A 22,983-nucleotide genomic window follows, 5' to 3' on the forward strand; every position below is an offset into this window, starting at 1 on the left:
ATGACGGAGCAAGCAGCTGATACCGTGATCGGGATGAGCGATGCCGATCTGGCAGTTCATCCAACTGTTTATGCGCCGGGTTCATTTCAGGGCAAAACGGTTCTGATTTCCGGGGCGGCAGGAGGGCTTGGCCGGGCGGCGGCGTGGTTGCTGGGGCGACTTGGAGCCAGACTTATTCTTGTCGGACGCAAGCAGGATCGGTTGGACTCCCTTGCCACTGCTCTGGCGGAAAAGGAGATTGTTGCAGAAACAATTGCCCTGGATATCCGTCAGCAAGGCGACGTTCAGGACCTTTTTCGCCATGTCAGAGAAAAATTCGGGCAGCTTGATTTGCTGATCAACAGTGCGGGGGGACAGTTTCCGCAGGCGGCCATCGACTTTTCTGAAAAGGGTTGGAATGCCGTAATCGCTACTAACCTGACCGGCACATGGTTCATGATGCAGGCGGCTGCTCAGTTTTGGCGTGATACTGAATCCAAGGGCTCCATTGTTAATATCGTGGTGGTAACCCGCCATGGCCTTTATGGTGTTGCGCATACCATTGCTGCCAGGGCTGGGGTAATCGGCCTTAGTCAGAATCTCGCTGTGGAATGGGCCCCATTGGATATTCGGGTGAACTGTATTGCCCCTGGCGCGATAGAGACCGAGGGGTGGAAGGTCTATTCCCCCGAAGCCCGTGCCTTGTATCATCGTTCCAACCCGATGATGCGCAATGGGTCCCCCTGGGAAATTGCCGAGGCCTGCGCCTATCTGGGAGGGAGTTCGGGAAGCTATATTACCGGTGAGGTCCTGCATGTTGCTGGTGGTGGCCAGCATTGGGGAGAAACCTGGACAATCGGGAAGCCGGACTATTTTAAGGAGTAACAGCATGCCGTTGCCCGACGCTCTAAAGGGCCAATTGTCAATCCCTGCTATTTCCGCCCCGATGTTTCTATGCTCTGGCCCTGACCTGGTTGTGGAGACCTGCCGATCGGGGGTAATCGGATCTTTCCCTGCCTTGAATCAACGCACCACAGAAGGGTACCGAGACTGGTTGAAGGACATTCAAAAAAGACTTGATGTTATAAGGCAGCAGGCCGGAAACCCGGTTGCGCCCTTTGCCGTTAATCTGGTGGTTCATCGCAGTAATCCGCGTTTAGAGGCTGATTTGGCCGTCACGGTTGAACAAAAGGTGCCGATTGTTATCACCTCTCTAGGGGCGAATGATAAAGTGGTGGAAGCGGTCCATGCCTATGGTGGTCTCGTTTTTCATGACGTTATTAATATCCGTCATGCCAGGAAGGCGGTGGAAGCCGGCGTGGATGGCATTATCGCGGTTTGTTCCGGTGCTGGCGGGCATGCCAGCACATTGAGCGCATTTGCATTGGTTCCTGAAATCCGGCAAATATTTGCGGGTACGATCATTCTGGGCGGTGCCCTCTCAACCGGGCGTCATATCGCCGTGGCACGGATGTTAGGCGCCGACCTGGCCTATATCGGCACACGTTTCCTGGCGACACGGGAATGTCTGGCACCAGAAGCCCAAAAGGAAATGATCTGCGCGTCTCAGGCGAGCGATATTATGTACACGCCGGCGATCAGCGGCGTGGATGGGAATTTTCTGCGCGACAGCATTCGGGCTGCGGGTATTGATCCAGATGATTTAACAAAGCCAGAAGGCTACAACTTTGGCACCAGCGAGGTCAAAGCCTGGAAGACGGTTTGGGCGGCGGGGCAGGGGGTCGGGAGTATTACAGATGTGCCCGGCGCTGCTGACCTGTGTCGTCGGCTGGGTGAGGAATATCGTACGGCCATTGCAGAGACGGCAACTTGGACTTGACCGAGGAGGGGACGACTGTGGCAGCGCGAAACGGGCGTCCTGTAACCGACGATGTTATCCGGACAGGCAGCTTGTCCGTCTATGAGCTTTTTGCCGCGCAGGTTGCACGTAACCCAAATGGAGTTGCTATCAGTCAGCTGAACGAAACCTGGACATATAGTGTGCTTCAGGATCGTGTGCGTCGCACGGCAGCAATGCTGCGCGGATTGGGTATCATGCCGGGTCAGCGGATTGCCCTGATGGCTGAGAACCGGCACGAATATGCAGAAATCGAGTTGGCCGCTGCCATGATCGGCGCAATTGTTGCCTGTCAGAATTGGCGATTGGCCGATGATGAATTGCGTCATTGCATAAATCTGGTCTCCCCCAGTTTGGTGATCGTATCAGAACGATATCAAGAGGCTATCAACCGCTTGGATACTGGTTTGGTGACATGCCTGACGCTGGGTGATGCATATGAACAGGCTTCGCGCCAGGTTGAGCCGTTGGCGAATAGTGGGAATGTTGATCCGGAAGATGGCTTGGTCATTCTCTACACCAGCGGAACAACGGGCCTTCCCAAGGGCGCCTTAATCAGCCATCGCGCGGAAATCGCACGTATGGCCGTCCTGCGCATGGACCTGAATGTTACGCGCGAGGATGGTTTTGTCGCCTGGGCGCCAATGTTCCATATGGGCTCCACAGATCAAGTTTTGGGGGCGTTAATGTCGGGGGCAACCGTCCATATTGTGGATGGGTTTAACGCTGATCGGATCGTTGACATAATGGAACAGCACGCCATCGGATGGATGCTGCTGATGCCAGGGTCCATTGAGCCGGTAGTGGAAATATTGGAAAAGTCAGGTCGATGTGCCAAGAGTATTCGGGCTGTCGGGGCTATGATCGATCTGGTCCCGCTCAGCTTGGCGGCAAAACTCTCCCGTCTGACCAATGCGCCTTATTTGAACAGTTTTGGCGCCACGGAAACCGGACTTGCGCCGGCATCGGCTATGTTAATTCCGCCGGGGGAGATGCCTGAAACCCTTTCTAAGATACAAAGCTCTTTATGTGATGTGCGTTTGTTGGATCCGGATGGCCATGATGTTCCCTATGGCACCCCGGGCGAGGTCGCTGTAAGAGGGCCCACTGTCTTTAGTGGTTACTGGAATGCTGATGATGTGAACCGGCGGGATTTTCAGGGCGGATGGTTCCGAATGGGAGATTTGTTTCAACGATCCGTCAACGGTGGTTTCGATTTTGTGGATCGCGCGAAATACATGATCAAATCTGGTGGCGAGAACATTTATCCGGCAGAAATAGAGCGGGTTCTGTTATCAGATAAGCGCATACGCGAAGCTGTGGTGATTCGGCGAAAAGATGCCCATTGGGGAGAAATTCCCATCGCCTGTATCGCGCGCGCGGACAAGGAATTGACAGAGGCCGACGTTGATTCCCTCTGCCGCGGCGCTTTGGCTGGTTATAAGCGCCCCAGGGGTGTTTACTTTATGTCTTACGATGCCTTTCCTCGCAGCACGACCGGTAAAATCCTGCGTCACGAGATTGAGGTTATGGTGCAGATGGGACAGATACATGAGTGACTTAAAACCTATGCTGACGGTCGGACAAACCGTTGTGACAGCCGGCAGGACAATAGGGGAATGTGATATCCACACCTTCGCCGGGCTGGTGGGGGACTTCACCCCGATCCATATGGATGATGTGTTCGCACACTCCACGCCATATGGCGCGCGGATCGCACATGGTCCATTGACGATGTCAGCAATGATTGGGATGGCTACCCAAACCGGATTCTTCGGGGATAGGGTGGTGGGTCTGCTGAATTTGAACTGGGATTTTGCCAAACCGGTTAAGATTGGCGATACCATTCGAGCAAGATTGACAGTCGAAGATACACGCGCGACGTCGAAGCCAGGCCGTGCAATCACACGGTTTCTTTTCGATGTTTTCAATCAAGACGGTGTTTCGGTGCAGCAGGGCCGCATGACCGTCATGATGCGCATGGATTGACGCGCTTATCGAAAAGGGAGAAGGAGAATGCCGGAGCCCATTCGGGAACACTCTCCTAATTAGCCTTATCCGTTTTGATTTGAGACAAAAGCAGCAGAATGCATGTCAGTACCAACACCCATGTCGAAATTGCTGCGACAGTAGGGTCCATAATATCTCTTAAGGAATTGAACATTCTCTTGGTGAGGGTTGTCGCTTTACCACCAGCGACAAAAATGGAAATGACAACTTCGTCAAAGGACGTCAGAAACGCAAACAGTCCTGCGGAGAATAGTGAAAATTTAATCTGTGGCAGTGTAATCGTGAAGAAAGCGATGAACCGATTGGCACCAAGGCTGGCGGCAACACGTTCCTGGTTGAAGTCATAGCTTCTGAAGGCGGCGCTCATAAAAATAACAACAACCGGAATCGATAGCGCCGCATGCGACAAGACAAGCGCCAGTTTGCCATTGAGCATTCCGAGTTGCGAATACAGGTAGAAACTGCCAATCGCCAGAAGGATTACCGGGAAAATGATTGGCGTCATCAACAGCGCAAAAATAATGTTATGCTGTGCGAACCGCCCCGTCTGCAGACCGTACGCGGCCATAGTCCCTAAAACCAGGGACACGACGACATTGGCCAAGGCTACTTGTATTGAAACAAGCGTCGCTGACATCCATTCCGATGAATTCAGATACTGTTCATGCCATTGTATGGACCAACTGTTGGGGGGAAATTCCAGAAACGCATTTCCAGAAAATGACATAGGCACAATCAACAGGGTGGGGCCTGTTAAGAAGGCCAAAATGACAACGGCAAACAGAGTCAGCAATTTGGGGACGCGCAACACGGTTCCGCTCCTTTAAGGGGTCAGCTTTTTGGCAATTGCCATGATGAACACGGTCGCGATCATCAGAACAACGCCCAGGGCACCAGCTGCCCCCCAGTTGTAGAAAAGCTGCACATCACTGGCAATTTGCATGGCCAGCATTACGACTTTTCCGCCTCCCAGTATTTCAGGGACGACGTAGAAACCAAGGCAGAGAACAAATACGATCAATACACCGGCGGCTATTCCAGGCGCTGCAAGCGGCAGGAAAACGGACCAGAAAGCTGTCAGCGGCCGTGCCCCCATGCTGGCTGCGGCCTGTACCAGATTCATATCAATCTTTCGCATTGCCGCGTAAATTGGAAGAACCATGTAAGGCAGCATGATATGCATTGTGCCGATAACTGCACCCAGTTCATTGAAGGACAGCGCCAGAGGCTCCTGCAAAATCCCCAGTTCCATACCAGCCTGATTAACGAGCCCGTTGCGTTGCAGGATTATCAGCCATGCGTAAGTTCGCACCAAAACGGATGTCCACAACGGCAACAGAACCGCCAACAACAAAATATTGGCAATGCGCGGCCTGAGCTGACTGAGAAAATAGGCCAGAGGGGTTCCCAGAATCAGACATATCACAGATGTAAGCAATGAGACCCTGAAGGTCGTCAGAAACACCCGTAAATAAGTGGGGCTGTCCACCAACCTGATATAGTTTTCAAATGAAAAAGCCCCCGTATCATCCGTAAAGGACAGGAAAGTTAACAACCCTACGGGCACCATAACCACGGCCCCGATCAGAAGCAGTGCGGGAAAAACCAGGCCAAATCGAAGAATAGTCTCCATTCGTGCGTCGCTGCGCAGGTCCGCGGCATTGTCGACACCAGATAGGGCGTGATCAACCGACATCGTTACCCCGCATTTCCGGGTACTAGAACGCTGTTTTTCTTGTGCAGACCCAATTGCACTGTCGACCCGATTTCTGGAATAGTAAAACCTTGGGCGGCATGTTCATTCAACAACATGCGAATGCGCAGCGAGTACCCGTCTTCAATGTTGATTTGAAACACGACACTTTCCCCTTCATAGACAAGGTCATCTACCTTGCCCTTGAAGATGTTCACGTCATCCGGTGTTTCCTGGCCCAACAGCCGCAGTTTTTCTGGACGAACCAGCAGGTTGTGACGACCTTCTAGTTTTGGTGGATCATTTAAGAGAATTGGGTGCTGCCGGAATGTAGTTTTTCCATTTTGGATATCCACCGGAAGCAGACAGGATTCACCGATGAAATTCGCAACGAAGGCATTCACGGGTCGCTCGTACACGTCTCGTGGCGCCCCTTTTTGAACAATTCGCCCTTTTTCCATGATGGCGATTTGATCTGACATTGTCAGGGCTTCGCGCTGATCATGGGTAACGCAAATTGTGGTCATTTCCAGTTTTCGGTGCAAATTACGCAATTCCACCTGCATCTCTTCGCGCAAGCGTTTGTCCAAGGCAGAAAGCGGTTCATCCATTAAAAGGATTCGTGGCTTGAATACGGTTGCGCGCGCCAAGGCAACACGCTGCCTTTGCCCGCCGGAGAGCGCATCAATCGTTCGATCCCCATATTCCGCCAATTGCACCAGTTCCAAGGATTCTTTGACCCTTTTGTTTCGTTCGTCTTTTGGAACCCGCCGCAGCCACAATGGATAGGCAATGTTTTCAGCGACTGTCTTGTGGGGAAACAACGCATAATTCTGAAACATAACGCCGATACCGCGGCGATAGGGAGCAAGGCGCGTAATTTCCTGGCCGGTAAGATGAATATGCCCGCTGTCGGGACGCACAAACCCAGCGATTGCCATCAGCAATGTTGTCTTACCGGATCCAGATGGCCCCAGAAGAGTCAAAAACTCTCCTGGTGCAACATCTACAGAAACCGAATCCAGGGCCCGGAAGCTGCCATACTGTTTAACAATATCAACGATGCTTAACGACATCGCAGATTTTAACGACACATCTTCCTTCATAGAACCCGGTCCTTGCTCCCCACCAAATTCACATCATTCCTTAAGCGGTGATCATTTCCTGATACAGCTTTTCGGCACGGGTTTGATTTTCTTTCCACCACTCAGAATTCAGGCTCAACTGGGTTGCCACATTCTTTGGTGATGACGGCAGCAGCTTAGCCCGTTCTTCTGAAATAGCACCGCTGGTATAGGCCAGTTCGTTCACTGCACCATAAGGCATTCTGTTTGAAAATGCCGCCTGGTATTCCGCTTTGGAGATTTCATTCAAGAACGCCATAGCCAGTTTTTCACTGGGTGCGCCTTTTGGAACAACATAGGCATCCGCATCCAGAATGGCTTGGTTGAAGGTCAGATCAATAGGCTGGCCCGCTTCGATCAACGGAATGATCTGGCCACTCCATGCAGAGGTCATATCGATCACACCGTCTTTAAGATATTGTGCCTGATGCGCACCGGATGCCCAGAATGTGGCAATGTGCGGCTTAAGGGAGGCGATCTTGTTGATGGCTTCCTTCAGACCGGCATCGGTTGAGAGTTCTTTGTAAACATCCTCGGCGGCGACGCCTTCCGCAAGCAGCGCGGGCTCTAGATGACCTAGAGATTGATTTCGGTAGGCGCGCTTTCCGGGGAACTTTTCAACATCCCAGAAATCAGCCCAGTTTTGCGGGGCATTATCCCCGTATACATCGCTTCGCCAGGCAAGAGCAGTTGAGTACAGATCCCCGCCCAACCAGTTCTTTGAGGCATAGTCGGGCATCAGGTTTTCTGTCTGCACGACGGAATAGTCAATGGGCGTCAGCAGGTCTTCCGCAGCGGCGCGGGCAGCGCCACCAGCACCGATGCTGACAATGTCCCAGGATACCGCACCGGACCGGACACGCAGGCGAATGTCGGCAAGACCATTATAGGTCTCTTCAATAAGCTCAATGCCAAGTTTCTTGGCGGCGGGCTGCCAGACTTCCTCGCTCTGCGCCTTTTGATAGGCTCCGCCCCATGAGACGATGGTTAGCGTTTTACCATCTGCCCGGGCGATATTTGGCAGCGCCAGCACGGCGGAAGCGGTTGCTGTGGTTGCAAGGAATTGACGTCTTGAAAAACGGGTCATGTACATTTCTCCTGTTCAATGTCGAATAAAGGGGACCGTTCTTGTTCATTTGTTTGGACGGTTCTGGTTTACGCTGAGGCCCGATTTTGTTCGGCGCTCAGATCAATGCTGTCTGGTGTCAGGGTGACACCGGCCAGGGTAATGCGATGCATCAGTCGGCGGACGCCGGAATAGTCGTTCACGGCATAGTGCCAGGTTGCCCGGTTATCCCAGAATGCTATGGACCCTGGGCCCCAAACAAATCTGTAACAATATTCTGGGCGTGCGGCGTGCTGATAGAGGTATTCCAGCAGGGGGGCAGACTCTTTCTGCGTCCAACCATGAATACCAACGGTAAAGTCTGGATTCACATACAGTGCCTTGCGCCCGGATTCCGGGTGACGGACCACAATCGGATGAATGGAGTCCTGTGTTGCAGCGCCCATATTCTGAAGGCGACCTTTAAGATCACCCCATTCGCGTGTCCGCCCTTCGCCAAAGACATGCCGACTTGAATGCAGCGCACATAAGCCTTCCAGTGTCTTTTTTAGACCATCAGATAGCCCATCATAGGCTGCATACATGCTTGCATATAATGTGTCGCCACCGCATGGGGGAAGCTCGCGCGCATACAAAATAGACCCCAAGGCCGGCGCAAGATCGTAGCTGTGATCCGTATGCCAACCGCCACCGATGTTTGATACCTGATCAGGGTCTTTTCGGACTTCGGCAATGGATGGATAACCTTCCACGGGCGTAAAGAAACGATTGATGTCGATTTCGCCAAACCGCTGTGCAAAGGCGATGTGCTGTTCTGGCGTTAAGTCCTGATCACGGAAAAAAATCACCCCGCGATCAAACAAAGTCTTCCGCAACAGATCCACGGTCTCTGAAGACAAAGGCTTGGATAAATCGATACCAAGGATTTCTGCGCCAAGAACGTTGGTGCAAGGCCGAATCTCGAAGGCGGGAGTATTCATCAGATATCTCCAGGTTTGACGTCAAATAAGACATAGCTGCCTTACTTATTTTCACCGTATTTCGATACAACGTATCGCAATAGGAATGTACTGTATACCGATACAATGTATCGCGCAACTGCAATTCATATAATTTCTAAGGGTCTGCTTGATCTGCTCATTGTTTGATTTTCATTGGTGTGGTGCGATTCAATGTGAAAGGTCTCATGCCCTCAGGCACTTTTCGACAGGGCCAGACGGTCCCAACATCCTGCTATCTCGCTGGACAGTTTGCGTTTAATTATTCGCTGACTGCCGGTGCGCTCAAAGTCATCGGCAAAGACCACATAGCGAGGCATCATATATTTTGCCAATCTGGGTTCCAGCCAATCGCACAGCGCATCCTGGGATAAACTTTCCCCATCCTTCAGACGCACAAACAGCTTTATATCCTGTTCGCCGATCTGGGCCGCGACACCGATAATGGCGCATTCTTCAACAGCGGGATGCTTCAGGACGACATGTTCAACTTCCCATGCAGAAATATTTTCTCCCCGACACCGCACGCTGTCGGATTGTCTGCCATGGAATCGCAGCATGCCTGCTTCGTCCAGGGATCCCAGGTCACCTGTGTAAAGTGTACCGTTCTGCAGTGCTTTCCTGGTTGCATCCGCTTGCCGAAAATATCCGGGAAACAGCCCCCCTGATGTTTTCTGGGAGACAACGATCTGCCCCTTCTGACCATTTGGGACAATCTGGTCATGTTCATCGCGGATTTGTACATCAAACCACGGCACAGGTTTGCCGACGACACCCGGCTGTGTTGACGTGGAATAGGTTGTGATGCTTGAGGCTTCCGTCATGCCATAGCATTCGCGGATTGCCACATTGAAACGCTTTGTAAACAGGGCGAATGTGTCGGTTTGACATCCCGCACCCCAGGCTATGCGCACTTTGTGATCCGTGTCCTGATTGGTTTCAGGTTGGGCCAACAGCATTTGAAGAATGCCACCAAGATAATGGATCTGGGTTGCCCCACTGTCCCGGACCTGCTGCCAGAATCGGCTCGCGCTGAAGCGTTTAACCATATGCAGATGCATGGCTTTTAAGACGGGGAGGTACAATAGCTGTGCCCCGCCAATATGATACAAAGGTTCCCACATAAAAAAAATGTCATGATCCTGCGCATCGGAAACCAGAATCGAGGATTCTGCGGCCAATCGGAACATTCTATGTGTCACGATAACGCCCTTTGGCGGCCCCGTTGTGCCGGACGTATACATCAGGGCGAAATGCTGATCCGGTTTCGCATTCGGCACCGAATACGGCATAGATGCCGTCTGCCCTTGTTCAGCAAACGCCAGCCCGACCTCTTCATCGTGAAGTATAAGGGCGTCCCGCCCTAATTCGATCCCGCTATCGGAGAGCACGCCCGCCAATTCGGTTTCTATGATAGCCAGGCGCGGATCACAATTTTCGAAGATTGCTTTCAAACCTTCGCCACGCTGATTGACATTAACAGGTACCCAAACCATGCCTGCCTTTACAATGCCAAATATTAACGCCAGACAGTCCGGACTGTTCACAAGCATTGTGATGATGCGATCACCTGGGATAGCACCCTTGTCTCGGATCACCTTCGCAATTGCATCAGAGCGATGATCCAGGTCCCCAAAAGTAATCGTTACGCCTTCAAATACGGCATAAACTGCATCTGGTTCTTGAGTGGCTTTTTCTTTGAACGCCGCCCCCAATGTTATATCAACCGAGGCTGGATTTGCGGTAGATTCCGCGTCATTCATCGGTCCGGTATTACGAAGAAATTCACTGACACCCGCCATAACTCAGCCCTTCCGTTCTGTCTTCTTCAGAAAGCGCTCCATCATCATGCTTGGCTCGCCGGTACCATAAGCTTCTGAATGAATGCGCGAGGCTGCGGACATGGTTTCCTGAAACGACGCCTCAGTCATTTCCTGGAATCGCCGCTTGTTCAGGCGCATGGCGATAGGTGCTTTCTCGCCAAGTTCCCGGGCCAGCGCTATCGCGGCGTCCATGACTTGCTCCTTTGGGACAATGCGGCTCAGCAGGCCCATGGCCAAACATTCGTCAGCCGGGACCATTCGGCCTGTAAGGGTCAGATCAATGGTCCGGGAAAGACCGATAAGTTCTCGCATGATCCACGAACCAGTTGCGGTTGGCAGACCAGAATTGATCTCTGGCTGTCCCATCTTTACATCCGCATGACCAACCCGAAGATCGGCCAAGAGTGTGACTTGGAAGGCGGATCCTGCCGCCAACCCGTTCAGCGCACAAACCAGCGGTTTCGTTAGGGATCTGATCGTTCCATACAGGCGTCGCCATTCTTCAATCCAATCTTCCGCATTTTTTGAATCGAAGGTTTTGGTCTCGTTTAGGTCCTGCCCGGCACCAAAAGCACGATCCCCCGCGCCTGTCAGAATGATCGCCTTGATTGCCGGATCGGCCTCAAAGGTTTCCAGACTATTGACCAGCAGGTCACGCATCGGCCTGTCCCACGCATTCAAAATATGCGGCTTGTTCAGTGTGATGAAACCGATTTCGTCTCTGACTTCTGTTAGTATTGGCAATGTCATGATTGGACCTGTAACCTCTGGTGAGTTTGGGTGCACAAAGTTTGCATTTGAATTCGATACATTATATCGCAATACGATGCAACGTATCAAATATGGAATATAGTCCGCGAAGAGTAATCCGAGATGAGAATAAGGTCAGGGAGCGCGCATTTTGAGTAATCCATCTAGAAATATGGTTAAGGCATCAGGCAACCGTGGGGGAGGGAGTGACGAAGCAGGATCGGACCCTGATCTGCTGATGGTTCAGTCTGTCGAAAAGGCGTTTCGGGTCTTGAACGCGATCGGCAACAGCGGCACGCCCTGTACGCTGGCAGAAGTCACCGCCAAGACTCAGATTGGCAAGAGCGCTGCGCAGAGGTTTATGCATACCCTGGCGAAACTGGGCTATATTGAACGCTTTCAAAACACGAACAGTTGGGTTTTAAGCGTTAAGGTTCTGCAACTGACAAACTTCTATCTGAACAGCAATGAATTCATTCGGCGAACCCAGCCTTACCTCATACATCTCAGTAAAGAGACGGAGGAAACCGTCAATCTTACGATCCTGGAAGGCACCGATATTGTCTTTATCTCGCGCTATCCCAGTCGTCATGTTTTGGCAACCGACGTCGTTATCGGAACGCGGATGCCCGCCTATTGTTCTGCGCCAGGTATTGCGATGCTGTCGCGGCTCAATCCGGAAGCAGCAGAAGACGTGATCAATGCATCGTCCTTAAAGGCATTCACGCAGCATACGACCTGTGACAGGGATGCGTTGCTGCAGAAGATCGCGGTTTCAGCAAAGCGCGGTTATTCGACCGCATTTGAAGAATATTTTCTGGGTGATATCTCTATCGCATCGGCGATCATCGACAGCACCGGCGCTCCCGTTGGCGCGATTAATGTTGCTGTCTCTCGCGCCCGATACACGCCCGAAGAGGCGGAGGCCCGATTTTCCGGTGCGGTGGCGGCAGCGGCTCAGGCGGCGTCCAGCCACCGACCTCCTGCGGCAATGATGGCGTGAGCCCTCGGAGCGTCTTTAACTGTCTTTTGACGACTGTTTGCCAGTTTGAATCGCCCAATAAATAAACCAGCCAAAGCAGGGCATATCCCTACATCGCGCTGAAGGTTTCGAAGACGTCCGGTCGAACATCCAGGCTGTAGCCATGGCCCTGGGGGTAAAAGACAAGGGCGACGCCCTGATCGCCCGAAGGGATCAAAGGGTTTTAAATGTATCAACGCGAATCTGGACTGCCCCCCAATCCGGGGTTCTGATTTACCGGGCGGGAGGATATGCGCTGGGCCCCGATAAACAGAATGGTGGGCCTGGCAGGACTTGAACCCGCGACCAAACCGTTATGAGCGGTCCGCTCTAACCAGCTGAGCTACAGGCCCACCGACCGGTTCTGTGACCGGTAGGGAGCGCTATAGCAAAGCTTTCGGGGTTTCACCAGAGTTGGGTGACGGTGTTTTGAGGTTTTTATCGCACAGCCTCAATTCTGCGAATGAAATCATTCAAAATAATCCGCCATAATTCATCTTTCAGCAGCTTATCTTCGACTCCTGCATCCAGGTTTGGATTGTCGTTTACTTCAATCACCACGGCGCGGTCGCCAATCAATTTGGCATCCACACCATATAGGCCATTGCCGATGGGGGCGGCGGCGGCCAGGGCTGCCTTTAGGATGCTGGGCGGGACTGCATCGATTTCAACGGTTTCAAAGCCTCCCTGATCCGGTTCGCCTTTTTTGGCGTGGTTGATAATCTGCCAATGACCGCGCGCCATCATATATTTCGACGCAAAGATTGGCTGATTGTTCAGGATGCCAATGCGCCAGTCATAGTCGGTGCGCAGATATTCCTGGCCCAGGATCAGGCTGGAATGGTTCAGCATTTCCCGGCCCAGTTGGATCATCTGGGCTGGCGTGTCGGCCCGCTTCACACCCTTGGAAAAGGCACCATCCGGCACTTTCAGAACGATGGGATAGTCACAGTCGGTTGAGACTTTTTCCAGATTGGTCCTATCGATGATCACTGTTTTGGGGGACGGGATATTATGGGTTCGGAACAGTTCCGCCAGATAGACCTTGTTGGTGCAGCGCAGAATCGAGGCCGCGTCATCCAGGCAGGGAATACCCTCTGCATCTGCCCGTTTGGCAAAGCGGTAGGTGTGGTGATCCAACGCCGTCGTCTCGCGAATGAAAAGAGCATCAAATTCAGCCAGACGAGGCAGGTCGCGCTGACCGATTGTGTCCACCTTCACCCCCATTGTCGCGCCAACCCGGGTCAGCCGCTGTATGGCAAGCGGGCTGGAGGGGGGGATGACCTCTTTCGGATCGATCAGCACCGCCAGATGATATTTCGGTAATTTACCAATGGTGGGCATTGGCCGGTGCCGCTTTGTATAATGATCCAGGCCACGCTCAAACAAGGCGCGGTCGGCATTGGGCAGGGTCTTCCAATTGGGGACTTTGACATCCTTGATGCGATACAGGGCCGCCCCCCTTTTGGTTTCACCGCGTTCATATTGAATGCGCACAATCGGGCACCGAAACGCATCAAAGACGGCGCGGGCCAAGGTTTTGAAACGAAGCTCGTCGGTCAGTCCAAAGCATACTGTGATCGATGGTGTCGGGGCATCGGTGGCGGCCGAGCGCATTGCTTTATTCAGAAAGCGTTCCATATCGCCGAGCGCGCGGCGGTAAATCCGCTTCCACCCCACCCATAACATCGCTTCGGCAGAGGGCATGATTTTGTCGCCCCGTGCTTCGGCTGTCAGGGCGCAATAGTATCCAAGACCCAGATAGCTGTAATCGCTGCACAAATTCACCACACGGGTGCGCATGGGATAGGGTTTGGAGCGTGTCAGGTAATCATGGGCGGAGATGGCTTCGCGTCCGGGACCGGGGAAGGGGAAATCAGTCGCATCATCAACGACGAAAACGGTTCTGCTCATTGTTGGCTGAAACTCCTGTAAGGTTAGCTTGTTGCCGTCAGGCGCAGCACCAATGCGGCGCGCTGGCGGGCCCGGCCATAGCGGGACATGCGTTCGAAATCTTCCCGGGGGATGGGCAGGGCCATCCGATCCGTCTGGCTTTGGATCACATCCGGGTCGACAAAGGGGTCATGTACAAAGACGAAACGGTCACTCAGCGCCACCACGACAACCCAATGGGGTACCTTTTCACGATCCAGCGCATAGGTCGAAATCAACACGATCGGGATACCGCCGCTGTCCAGAACCTCCTGAACCTCCGGCAATGTCAGGGCCCGGTTGTCGACGGGAATTTCAAGATCTTGCAATTGCGCCAGATAATCTTCCTGAACCAGGCGAATGACGTCCTTTTTCTTCTGGCTGCGGACGGAGTCGATGAACATCACGTCTGGATCGCGCACATGCACCCGCACGTCAAAGCCGCGGGCCGCAGCGGCCAGCGCCATGCCATAGGGGGAACATCCCGCAGGGCCTTTGGTCATAAAGACCGTCGTCGCCTCCCGCCACAGGCGCAATTCTTCCCGGCGTGTCATCGGTGTTTCGGGCTTAAGCGCGGTCATCGCCATCATCAGACAGGCTGGCCCACAGGTGAAATCCAGGCTTTGTGCGTAATAGGGAATGCGGTCGGCGGATGTGGGGCGGCTGCCGATCAGGGCCTTGTCCAGACGCAGGGCATCGCCGCCATCTTCATAGTATCCGGTAATTCGCCCAAAGGGTTTGTACCCCGCCTGGCGATACAGTGCGATGGCCCCTTCGTTGCCGGCATGGACTTCCAGACGCAGATAGGCCGCATCCCCGTCAGCAGCGGCGTCTTCTGCGGCCGCCAGCAGCGCCCGTGCATAGCCCTTTCCACGGCGATCCGGCAGGACCGCCAAAGAGTACAGGCGCGCCAGAGAGGTCCCCTGATGAAACAGAACCATCGCATAGCCGATCAACTGCCCTGTCGGGTCACACAGCACCCGGGTCGATTGATGGCCCTTGATCAACAAATGGCGAAAGCTGCGCCGGCTGATACGGTCGGTCAGGAAACAGGCGGTTTCCACATCCACCAGGCCGTCCAGGTCCTCCAGAACGGCAGGGCGAATGGTTGCTTCGGAAACAATACTATCCATAACGGGGAAATCCCAACGCGCCTAGTCTAACTCCCGATGAGCGGACCAGCGCGTTCAGAACGCTATATCGGGCAAACCAACGCAAACTTAAAATGAATTCATGCTGCGAAAATTAGATCATATCCCCGCACTGAATGCATGGCTGGGATTTGTATCACAGCGTCAATTGATGGTGGCAGGCCCTTGCACCGTGGGTTACGGCATCGACAAGTCTGTGGAGGATCGGGTGTTCCAGACCTTCTTGCTGGCACTGTGTGGCAACGGAAAGTGCGTGATCAGGGGCAGAGTCTGCTATTTCCCTTAAGCGATGTAGAATATAGTCGCCGTCCAATCGGGCTTTTTCCGCCAGTCGTTGCCAGTGTCGACCCATGACCTGATCAAATTCCGCCTTCTGTTCTATTTTCATTGCCATCTTTAAATCGCGACGCTCATATTTTTGAGGATAGGCTGTCGCACTGGCAATGTCATACAGGGGGGCTAAACGTGTTTGGTTCGGGGTATGGAGCATGGAGTAGTTTTTTGCATGCCCATCTGTGCCGCCGATAATCCAATTGTACCCCAAGGCCAGGATAAAGTTGGTTTTGTCGACCTCCGGTCGATCCGAGGAGTCCAGCAAAGCCAGGCAGGTTTCTGGGGATGGCCCTCCCAAGACCTGGTATTTGTTGTCAGGATGAATGCCCGCAGCCTGGCAGAAATCTTCCTGATGAATGCGCAGAATGCGTCCATCTGGCATAAACCGCCGATCAAACCGCGTCACAACGATGGCAATCTGGTCGCCAAAATGCTCCACCTTAGTTGCACAGGTTGATAAGCCTAATCGTTTTGCAAGCGATAGGCAGAAATGCTCGTTTTCAACGAAACCATCAAATCCGGATACTGGAGGCTTTATGATATGGGTTGTTGGGATACGTCCGCTGGGGATGCCATAGCGGCCAGAGGAGTCTCGTATGAAGGCAGTTTTGGGCTGCGCCCCTGCCAGGCTGAACTGTCCATGATCAGTTGTCTTGCGCCCTAATGGATGGCGCGCCAGGTTTCGCAGGCGATCTGCGATTTCAGTTTCCGACAACCAGGTTACTTTCTCTGGTTCCGCCTCCAAGGCGGCATCGGTCAAATCGGGCAGAATGCGTATTGCACCCGGACATTCGCTGCCAATGGCCTGCAGCAACCCCATTAGGCTGCGGACAGATGTGTTATGGTCTTCAGCAATTCGCTGAAGGATTGCCTCGTTATCCGGTAGCAATCCCCAAAAGAAAGCCTCTGATATTCGTGCAGGGTGTTCCCCGCGAATGAGGGGGAGGCTGATCGATAAAGGATAGGCATTAGGATTGGCGAGCCAACTTCCATCATAGACGAACACTGTAGACCCTGACCTTTTGAATAACATGCCGACGGAGGTATCGTCTATCAGGATCGCAAGTCGACCTAGCTTTTGCCCCCGTGCCATTTAATCAACGATCTCGCTGAGATTGATAGTGTCTGAAGTGTTAGAAGGGGGGGGAATATCCCCTAATGTTATCTGAAGCCCTAATGTGTGGAACAGGGCGAGCAGAGTGGATATTGACGTTCCTTGCGCGCCGTTTTCGATTCCAGACAAGGTCTGTTGTCGAATTCTAACCTGTTTTGCCAGGCTGGCTTGGGTAAGGCCCATTGCCATACGACGCGCCCGTATTATGGCCCCAATGTCAAAAGGGGTTTTTACTTTAGGGGTCATGATATGTCCGGTCCCTATCTCCTGGTTCTCAGTTTATTTTACACGGTTTTACGGATAAATCAATATAAGCGATATTTCGGATAAATGAATTTAATTGAAATATCGGATAATAAGCTAAGCCCCAACAGGAGGGTCGCTGCAATTTATACTGCACTATTTGACTGGGGGCTAATTCAGCACCCCCTGGCCCGGCGACCCCATGATGAGGATATGCGCCGGGCAGAGGAAGCGATTGGCATTAGAGCATCATGAACTCAGACAGGATATTCTAACCATTTGTTTTCTAAGCAAATACGTCGTCACAAACGATTCCGTTTGCTCGGGATTTGCTCTAATAGTCCAGGAAGCTGCGCAGTTTGCGGCTGCGGCTGGGGTGTTTCAGCTTGCGCAAGGCCTTTGCCTCGATCTGGCGGATACGTTCCCGGGTGACGCTGAACTGCTGACCGACTTCTTCCAATGTGTGGTCGGTATTCATCCCGATACCAAACCGCATGCGCAACACGCGCTCTTCACGGGGCGTCAAAGAGGCCAGAACCCGTGTTGTGGTTTCCCGCAGGTTCGAATGGATTGCGGCATCAGACGGCAACAGTGCGTTCTTGTCTTCGATGAAATCGCCCAGATGGCTGTCTTCTTCGTCCCCGATTGGGGTTTCCAGAGAGATCGGCTCTTTCGCAATCTTCAGAACCTTGCGGACTTTTTCCAGCGGCATGGCCAGTTTTTCGGCCAATTCCTCCGGAGTCGGTTCGCGCCCAATCTCGTGCAACATCTGGCGGGATGTGCGTACCAGCTTGTTGATCGTTTCAATCATATGCACGGGAATACGGATCGTGCGCGCCTGATCCGCGATGGACCGCGTGATTGCCTGGCGAATCCACCAAGTCGCATAGGTCGAGAACTTATAGCCACGGCGATATTCAAACTTATCCACCGCCTTCATCAGACCGATATTCCCTTCCTGGATCAAATCCAGGAATTGCAGGCCGCGATTGGTGTATTTCTTCGCAATCGAAATCACCAGGCGCAGGTTCGCCTCAACCATTTCCTTTTTCGCGCGACTGGCTTCCCGCTCGCCCTGTTGAACGGTCGAGGTGATGCGACGGAATTCCTGTATGGGCATTCCTGCTTCATTAGCGATTTCGCCAATGCCAGCGCGCAGCTCTTCAATTTTGATCGCGTATTTCGCAGCGAACTTGGCCCAGGCGTTGGAAACGTCTGCCATTTCTTCCAGCCAGTTCGGGTCCAACTCGCGCCCGTAATAGCTTTCCAGGAAGGCTTCGCGGTCAATTTTGCATTCCAGTGCCAGGCGCAGCAATTTGCCTTCCTGGGTAATCATGTTCTTGTTGATTGAATACAGCTCTTCAACCAATTGCTCGATGCGAATATTGTTCAGACGCACCTCATCCATCAACTGGATCAATTCTTTGCGGTGCTTGTCATAGGTACGCTCAGTAGAGCGGGAGACGGATTCCCCTTTTTGCATGCTGCTGACGCGCTTGTCCTGCGCCCGTTGCAGCTTGCCATAGGTGTCGGAAATCTTTTCGAATGTCTCCAGGACGGTCGGCTTTAAGGCCTGCTCCATGGCAGCCAGCGACATATTGTTTTCTTCGCCGTCCTCGTCCTCATCGCTGTCACCTGATGGCGAAACGCCATCGACAGGCTCGCCATCCGCAGCGGGTTCGGCTGTTTTAGCGGCCTCGACAGGTTTGACGATTTCTGGTTTCGCCGCAACCTTGGGGGCCTCTTCGGTGTCGTCGTCTTCCGTCTCTTCGGCGTCTTCTTTGGCTTTCTCTGCTGCTTTCAGCGCTTCAGATTCACCGGCTTCTTCATCCCCGGATTCGATATCGGCCATATCATCGGCATCAGGACCCGACGACATGGTCGCATCCAGATCAATGACATCGCGCAGCAGAATCTGTCCTTCCAGCAATTGATCGTGCCAGTCCGTGATCGCGCGCATGGTCAGCGGGCTTTCGCACAGGGCGCCGATCATCTTCTCGCGCCCGGCCTCAATCCGTTTGGCAATCGCGATTTCGCCTTCGCGCGACAACAGCTCAACAGAGCCCATTTCGCGCAAATACATGCGCACGGGGTCATCGGTGCGCCCGACTTCATCATCCGAGATATTACCGGCATCGCCCGAGGCTTCGGTGGTCCGCTCTTCCGCCGGCTTTGCTTCCGGGTCGCTATCAGGCTCTTCACCATCGACAACATTAATGCCCATGTCGTTTAACATGGTCATCACGTCTTCGATCTGTTCAGAGGATACCTGCTCCTGCGGCAGCGCTTCGTTCAGTTCATCAATTGAGATGAACCCGCGCTCTTTGCCTTTTTGCAGAAGCTTCTTTACCGCTGAGTGCGCGTCTTCAAGAACCGGACCGTCTGCCTGTTCTTCTGTTGTCTCGGTCGCTTCACTCGCTTCGGCTTTGCTCGCCATATTGCCCGTCTTCCTTCCACCGATACCCTGACGCGATATGCGCCAGCGTCCTAGCTCTTGTCACTATAGTCCGACAGATCCTGGCCCAATTGGCCTTCTCCATCATCCACCGATCGGCGCAAAGCCGCCAATCGGGCATCTCGCTTTTCCCAGTCCCCCGGCCCCCAACTGTCAGGACCCGAGGACGCTTGCGCCACGGGATCCCGGCCTGCTGTTTGATATTCCCCCAGCAGCGCCCCTTGCTGCCGGATTAACAGGATATGCTCCAGCAACTCTCGCGCCTCCGATGAGGAGGCAGAGGGTTTCGCCTGCGGAGCCAGACTGTAGACGCCCGGAACGGTAACAGCAGACAAAGACGCTTGCACCCCGCTTGCGATCAAGTGGTGTGTAAGCGCCTCCGGGTCAAGCGTAATGCCCAACACAGCGTGTTTTTGGAGTTCGGCGCGCAGCTTGTCAAGGTCGGCATCAAAGGCGAAGATGTCTAAAACCTCATCAAACTCTGAAATCAGATCTGGATGATTGACCAGGGTTGCCAGAACGATCTCTTGGCGGCGGCGCACCAGGCGGCGCGCGGCATCGTCCATCAGGCGTTTGCCAAACGGGGATTCCGCCTTCGGGCCCAAGGATGTATCGCGGTTTCCACGCCATTCGCGGATAGCCTGGCGGCGGGCTTGCTTCAGCCGCGTCTGGCTGTGTTTCCGATGCAGATTGAACAGCATATCGCGAAATGTGCGCTGATATTCCTTCCGCACCAGATCATTCTGAATGCCTGAGACGAGTTGAAAAAGGTCTGCCTCCAGACGGGCGCGGCGCTCCGGTGTGTCCAGTCGCATCCCATCTGATTCGGTTTCAAACAAAAATTGCGCCAGGGGATGGGCACCACCGAGTATCTCATTCATGGTGCGTATGCCGTCATGGCCGCTGACCAGACTGTCTGGGTCTTCCCCTTCCGGTAAAAAGGCAAAGGACAGGCTTTTGCCGGGTTCCAATCCGCTCAAAGCCCGTTCTGCGGCGCGAATGGCGGCCTTTTGCCCAGCGACATCGCCATCCAGGCACAGGATCGGTTCATCTGCATGACGCCACAGTTCAGCAATCTGTAATTCAGTTACCGCCGTGCCTAAAGGGGCGACACTGGCAGGGAAGCCAGCCTGCCAAAGGCCGATCACGTCCATATAGCCTTCGGCGACCAGCAATTGCTCACCCTGGCGGGCGGGTTCTCTTGCGCGGTCCAGATTGTACAGGGTGCGGGATTTATCAAACAGCGGGGTTTCCGGGGAATTGATGTATTTCCCAACCCCGATGGCCTTGGCATCGCCCATGAAACGCCCGCCAAAGGCGATGGGGCGGCCGCGCCGGTCATTGATCGGGAACATGATGCGATTGCGAAACAGCGGGTAGGGCGCGCGGCCATCATCCGGGGCACGGTACAGGCCGGCCTCCAGCAATTGCGCCATCTCGATGCCTTGTTCCTTGGCCGCTGTCGCCAGGGCGTCCTTATCATCCGGGGCAAAGCCCAGTTGGAACGCCTCAATCGTCATGGCCTCCAGCCCGCGGCCTTGCAGATAGGTGCGGGCCTCCTTGCCAGCCGGGCTCTCCAATTGGCGTGTGTACCAATCCCGCGCAAAGGCAATGACATCGCCCAGATCTTTGCGGCGTTCTTCGCGCTGGCGTTCCTCTGGCGAAGATTTTGGCACTTCCAGCCCGGCAAGGCCTGCCAGTATCTCGACCGCCTCAGGGAAGCTCTGTCCTTCAACCTGCATCAGCCAGGAAAAATGATCGCCATGCTCCCCCGTGGAAAAGCAATGATAGAACCCTTTGTCGTCAACGACATGGAAAGACGGTGTTTTTTCATTCGTAAAGGGCGAATTGCCCCACCAGTCCCCGCGTCCCTTCTGTTTCAACTGCACCCGCCTGCCGACCAATTGCGACAGGGAAACCCGGGCGCGGATTTCATCAAGGAAGGATTGCGGAAAAGCCATGGAACGCGAGAACCTGTCCGTTTGGGTGTGTCGTTTTGGGCGCGACCGGTCGGGATGGGCGGGCGAAACCGTGCGTCGCGCATCATAACATATCGTGCGAAATTAGTACATCCCGAATGGCTGTTAAGGCGCATGTCGACCAGGTCGGTATAGGGGGGCCGAATGGTGTCACGCAACCGTCATGAATACAGTGGATAGTGCGCCCCAGAAACAGTCTTTCACGCAGGAGTTGGAATTATGGCGATGTATACGGCCCGTCTTTTGGACGCGAAAAGCGGCAATGAAGGGGTATATGATTTTGAAGGGCCAGACGATCTTATGGGCCAAACACCAGTGCGAATCGTTCGTCATTTTATGGAATATATCGATCGCGATGTATTGCCGACACAGCATGTCGACTATGAACTGAACGCGGCATTGAAGAACAAACAGCGCCATGTTGTGACCGCCATGGGTGATTTGCATTTTGAACATGGCGAAGATCCGGCGCCTTTTATGCTGATGATCGCGGCAAAGCAGAAATAGCAGTTAATTTTGCCGCATGACAAAAATCGTCACTTTTGATGATTTTGCTGTCTTGCCCCAACCGGACGCTCCGATTAAAGTGCGGCCCGCTCAGCAAGAGCGGCGAATGGGGCGTGGCGAAGCGGTTAACGCACCGGTTTTTGGTACCGGCATACCTAGGTTCGAATCCTAGCGCCCCAGCCACTCTCTTGCACCCAATCCAACATAGTTGTCAGATGTCAGATATACTTAAGAATGTCGTTTTATAGCTAAGTTTGTCGCTGGCGACATCGTTAAGTATTATTTTAAAACAAATTTATTCTACAAAAACAACACGGTAATCCGAATACCCAACTTCCATGTGATCGTAACAATTTCTTGCTAAACTCCGGCAGTTTTCTCTGCTGGAGGATGGCGTGTTGCTGTCGAACGGTTTGTGGCCATACCGTCCACGCATGGAACCGGGGGAATCTTTCTCGTCGTGGTTCTCGCGATTGGCTCTGGGCAATGGCCTGACTCCTCGCGAGTTATACCGGATCGCTTTGCCAGGTGCCCGATGTATCGCTGCGATCTGGATCGCGCCGCCCCCGATGTGTTCCTCGCCAATCTGGCAGAGCGGACCGGTATAAATATGACCAGCCTTGAGCATTCCACGTTCCGCCGATGGCACGGCTCTTTGATCGGCGGCACTGTTGAAAACGCGAAACATCCATGGCAGCCTCCTGCTCCTTCAATATCCCGATGATCTGTTCTTCAGTGAACCGGCTGGGCTTCGTAAATCCGTCTCCTTAGCGTCGACGGACTCTACCTAAACCTGGTGGAATTATAAGATCTCAGGTCATCTTTCACATAGATTGGTCTTGCGAAGAGCATAAAACGATTAGAGCACCTTCATCTTCCTCCTCATGAAGATCGGAATTGTCGGTGTAGGAAATATCGGCGCAACACTGGCGCAGAAGCTCGTCTTA

General features: G+C 53.4%; 20 protein-coding genes, 2 tRNA genes and 1 pseudogene. 9 read left to right on the forward strand and 14 right to left on the reverse strand.

Going from position 1 to position 22,983, the window contains the following annotated elements; genetic code table 11:
• The 4 genes from ACOSDM_RS02540 to ACOSDM_RS02555 are packed head-to-tail and all read left to right on the forward strand — an operon-like array spanning position 1 to position 3,826.
• A complete protein-coding gene (locus tag ACOSDM_RS02540; RefSeq protein WP_420722907.1) occupies positions 1–864 on the forward strand; it encodes an SDR family oxidoreductase in 864 nt (287 codons plus the stop codon).
• Between the two features lie 4 nt (positions 865–868).
• A complete protein-coding gene (locus ACOSDM_RS02545) occupies positions 869–1,819 on the forward strand; it encodes an NAD(P)H-dependent flavin oxidoreductase (protein WP_420722908.1) in 951 nt (316 codons plus the stop codon).
• 17 nt (positions 1,820–1,836) lie between these two features.
• Entirely contained in the window at positions 1,837–3,396 is a 1,560-nt protein-coding gene (locus ACOSDM_RS02550) for a class I adenylate-forming enzyme family protein (protein ID WP_420722909.1), read from the forward strand.
• The gene (locus tag ACOSDM_RS02555; protein WP_420722910.1) at positions 3,389–3,826 is read left to right on the forward strand and encodes a MaoC/PaaZ C-terminal domain-containing protein; all 438 of its coding nucleotides are present in this window, start codon (positions 3,389–3,391) and stop codon (positions 3,824–3,826) included. Before ACOSDM_RS02550 ends, ACOSDM_RS02555 begins: the two co-directional genes overlap by 8 nt.
• 55 nt (positions 3,827–3,881) lie before the next feature.
• On the opposite strand, the gene ACOSDM_RS02560 is transcribed toward ACOSDM_RS02555, so the two are convergent.
• The 7 genes from ACOSDM_RS02560 to ACOSDM_RS02590 all read right to left on the reverse strand — a co-directional run bounded on the left by ACOSDM_RS02560 (position 3,882) and on the right by ACOSDM_RS02590 (position 11,301).
• Complete coding sequence (locus ACOSDM_RS02560) at positions 3,882–4,658, reverse strand: ABC transporter permease (RefSeq protein ID WP_420722911.1); 777 nt, start codon at positions 4,656–4,658, stop codon at positions 3,882–3,884.
• A 12-nt stretch (positions 4,659–4,670) separates the two neighbouring features.
• The gene (locus ACOSDM_RS02565; RefSeq protein ID WP_420722912.1) at positions 4,671–5,543 is read right to left on the reverse strand and encodes an ABC transporter permease; all 873 of its coding nucleotides are present in this window, start codon (positions 5,541–5,543) and stop codon (positions 4,671–4,673) included.
• 2 nt (positions 5,544–5,545) lie between these two features.
• Positions 5,546–6,646: an ABC transporter ATP-binding protein gene (locus ACOSDM_RS02570; protein WP_420722913.1), complete on the reverse strand. Its 1,101-nt coding sequence runs from the start codon at positions 6,644–6,646 to the stop codon at positions 5,546–5,548.
• 40 nt (positions 6,647–6,686) lie between these two features.
• Positions 6,687–7,751 (reverse strand): ABC transporter substrate-binding protein, encoded by a 1,065-nt coding sequence (locus ACOSDM_RS02575; protein ID WP_420722914.1) that lies wholly within the window; start codon positions 7,749–7,751, stop codon positions 6,687–6,689.
• A 68-nt stretch (positions 7,752–7,819) separates the two neighbouring features.
• A complete protein-coding gene (locus tag ACOSDM_RS02580) occupies positions 7,820–8,710 on the reverse strand; it encodes a TauD/TfdA dioxygenase family protein (protein ID WP_420722915.1) in 891 nt (296 codons plus the stop codon).
• Positions 8,711–8,922: 212 nt separating this feature from the next.
• Entirely contained in the window at positions 8,923–10,530 is a 1,608-nt protein-coding gene (locus ACOSDM_RS02585; RefSeq protein ID WP_420722916.1) for an AMP-binding protein, read from the reverse strand.
• Between the two features lie 3 nt (positions 10,531–10,533).
• Positions 10,534–11,301 (reverse strand): enoyl-CoA hydratase/isomerase family protein, encoded by a 768-nt coding sequence (locus ACOSDM_RS02590; protein ID WP_420722917.1) that lies wholly within the window; start codon positions 11,299–11,301, stop codon positions 10,534–10,536.
• Between the two features lie 151 nt (positions 11,302–11,452).
• Here ACOSDM_RS02590 and ACOSDM_RS02595 point away from each other — a divergent pair, with 151 nt between their 5' ends.
• Positions 11,453–12,304 (forward strand): IclR family transcriptional regulator, encoded by an 852-nt coding sequence (locus ACOSDM_RS02595; RefSeq protein WP_420722918.1) that lies wholly within the window; start codon positions 11,453–11,455, stop codon positions 12,302–12,304.
• A gap of 294 nt (positions 12,305–12,598) precedes the next feature.
• On the opposite strand, the gene ACOSDM_RS02600 is transcribed toward ACOSDM_RS02595, so the two are convergent.
• The 7 genes from ACOSDM_RS02600 to dnaG form a co-directional block, all read right to left on the reverse strand.
• A tRNA-Ile gene (locus ACOSDM_RS02600) sits at positions 12,599–12,675 on the reverse strand.
• 85 nt (positions 12,676–12,760) lie between these two features.
• Positions 12,761–14,236 carry a RimK family protein gene (locus ACOSDM_RS02605; protein WP_420722919.1) on the reverse strand — a complete coding sequence of 492 codons (1,476 nt, stop codon included), beginning with the start codon at positions 14,234–14,236 and terminating at the stop codon, positions 12,761–12,763.
• A gap of 23 nt (positions 14,237–14,259) precedes the next feature.
• On the reverse strand, positions 14,260–15,387 hold the full coding sequence (locus tag ACOSDM_RS02610; RefSeq protein ID WP_420722920.1) for a peptidase C39 family protein: 1,128 nt from the start codon (positions 15,385–15,387) through the stop codon (positions 14,260–14,262).
• A gap of 154 nt (positions 15,388–15,541) precedes the next feature.
• On the reverse strand, positions 15,542–16,831 hold the full coding sequence (locus ACOSDM_RS02615) for a type II toxin-antitoxin system HipA family toxin (RefSeq protein WP_420722921.1): 1,290 nt from the start codon (positions 16,829–16,831) through the stop codon (positions 15,542–15,544).
• Positions 16,832–17,098, reverse strand: a complete 267-nt coding sequence (locus ACOSDM_RS02620) for a helix-turn-helix transcriptional regulator (protein WP_420722922.1) — start codon at positions 17,096–17,098, stop codon at positions 16,832–16,834.
• A gap of 331 nt (positions 17,099–17,429) precedes the next feature.
• Complete coding sequence (gene rpoD / locus ACOSDM_RS02625) at positions 17,430–19,532, reverse strand: RNA polymerase sigma factor RpoD (protein WP_420722923.1); 2,103 nt, start codon at positions 19,530–19,532, stop codon at positions 17,430–17,432.
• 50 nt (positions 19,533–19,582) lie between these two features.
• Positions 19,583–21,511 (reverse strand): DNA primase, encoded by a 1,929-nt coding sequence (gene dnaG / locus ACOSDM_RS02630; protein WP_420722924.1) that lies wholly within the window; start codon positions 21,509–21,511, stop codon positions 19,583–19,585.
• Positions 21,512–21,748: 237 nt separating this feature from the next.
• On the opposite strand from dnaG, the gene ACOSDM_RS02635 reads away from it, so the two are divergent.
• The 4 genes and pseudogenes from ACOSDM_RS02635 to ACOSDM_RS02650 form a co-directional block, all read left to right on the forward strand.
• Positions 21,749–22,036, forward strand: a complete 288-nt coding sequence (locus ACOSDM_RS02635; RefSeq protein WP_420722925.1) for a hypothetical protein — start codon at positions 21,749–21,751, stop codon at positions 22,034–22,036.
• Positions 22,037–22,143: 107 nt separating this feature from the next.
• Positions 22,144–22,219 (forward strand) — tRNA-Gln (locus ACOSDM_RS02640).
• 251 nt (positions 22,220–22,470) lie between these two features.
• Positions 22,471–22,644 (forward strand): hypothetical protein, encoded by a 174-nt coding sequence (locus ACOSDM_RS02645; protein WP_420723127.1) that lies wholly within the window; start codon positions 22,471–22,473, stop codon positions 22,642–22,644.
• Between the two features lie 276 nt (positions 22,645–22,920).
• Positions 22,921–22,983 (forward strand): annotated as a pseudogene (locus ACOSDM_RS02650) (hypothetical protein); the annotation flags it as partial.

Origin of the sequence: Hwanghaeella sp. LZ110 (genome assembly GCF_048892525.1) — a bacterium.
In the GTDB taxonomy this organism is placed as follows: Bacteria; Pseudomonadota; Alphaproteobacteria; order UBA8366; family Aestuariispiraceae; genus Pacificispira.

What these genes read in the sequence shown, in the direction of transcription:
- ACOSDM_RS02540 (WP_420722907.1), top strand. Translation starts at nt 1, where the DNA reads ATGACGGAGCAAGCAGCTGATACCGTGATCGGGATGAGCGATGCCGAT.
- ACOSDM_RS02545 (WP_420722908.1), top strand. Translation starts at nt 869, where the DNA reads ATGCCGTTGCCCGACGCTCTAAAGGGCCAATTGTCAATCCCTGCTATT.
- ACOSDM_RS02555 (WP_420722910.1), top strand. Translation starts at nt 3,389, where the DNA reads ATGAGTGACTTAAAACCTATGCTGACGGTCGGACAAACCGTTGTGACA.
- ACOSDM_RS02565 (WP_420722912.1), bottom strand. Translation starts at nt 5,543, where the DNA reads ATGTCGGTTGATCACGCCCTATCTGGTGTCGACAATGCCGCGGACCTG.
- ACOSDM_RS02570 (WP_420722913.1), bottom strand. Translation starts at nt 6,646, where the DNA reads ATGAAGGAAGATGTGTCGTTAAAATCTGCGATGTCGTTAAGCATCGTT.
- ACOSDM_RS02575 (WP_420722914.1), bottom strand. Translation starts at nt 7,751, where the DNA reads ATGACCCGTTTTTCAAGACGTCAATTCCTTGCAACCACAGCAACCGCT.
- ACOSDM_RS02580 (WP_420722915.1), bottom strand. Translation starts at nt 8,710, where the DNA reads ATGAATACTCCCGCCTTCGAGATTCGGCCTTGCACCAACGTTCTTGGC.
- ACOSDM_RS02585 (WP_420722916.1), bottom strand. Translation starts at nt 10,530, where the DNA reads ATGGCGGGTGTCAGTGAATTTCTTCGTAATACCGGACCGATGAATGAC.
- ACOSDM_RS02590 (WP_420722917.1), bottom strand. Translation starts at nt 11,301, where the DNA reads ATGACATTGCCAATACTAACAGAAGTCAGAGACGAAATCGGTTTCATC.
- ACOSDM_RS02605 (WP_420722919.1), bottom strand. Translation starts at nt 14,236, where the DNA reads ATGAGCAGAACCGTTTTCGTCGTTGATGATGCGACTGATTTCCCCTTC.
- ACOSDM_RS02610 (WP_420722920.1), bottom strand. Translation starts at nt 15,387, where the DNA reads ATGGATAGTATTGTTTCCGAAGCAACCATTCGCCCTGCCGTTCTGGAG.
- ACOSDM_RS02615 (WP_420722921.1), bottom strand. Translation starts at nt 16,831, where the DNA reads ATGGCACGGGGGCAAAAGCTAGGTCGACTTGCGATCCTGATAGACGAT.
- ACOSDM_RS02620 (WP_420722922.1), bottom strand. Translation starts at nt 17,098, where the DNA reads ATGACCCCTAAAGTAAAAACCCCTTTTGACATTGGGGCCATAATACGG.
- rpoD (WP_420722923.1), bottom strand. Translation starts at nt 19,532, where the DNA reads ATGGCGAGCAAAGCCGAAGCGAGTGAAGCGACCGAGACAACAGAAGAA.
- dnaG (WP_420722924.1), bottom strand. Translation starts at nt 21,511, where the DNA reads ATGGCTTTTCCGCAATCCTTCCTTGATGAAATCCGCGCCCGGGTTTCC.
- ACOSDM_RS02635 (WP_420722925.1), top strand. Translation starts at nt 21,749, where the DNA reads ATGGCGATGTATACGGCCCGTCTTTTGGACGCGAAAAGCGGCAATGAA.
- ACOSDM_RS02645 (WP_420723127.1), top strand. Translation starts at nt 22,471, where the DNA reads ATGGAACCGGGGGAATCTTTCTCGTCGTGGTTCTCGCGATTGGCTCTG.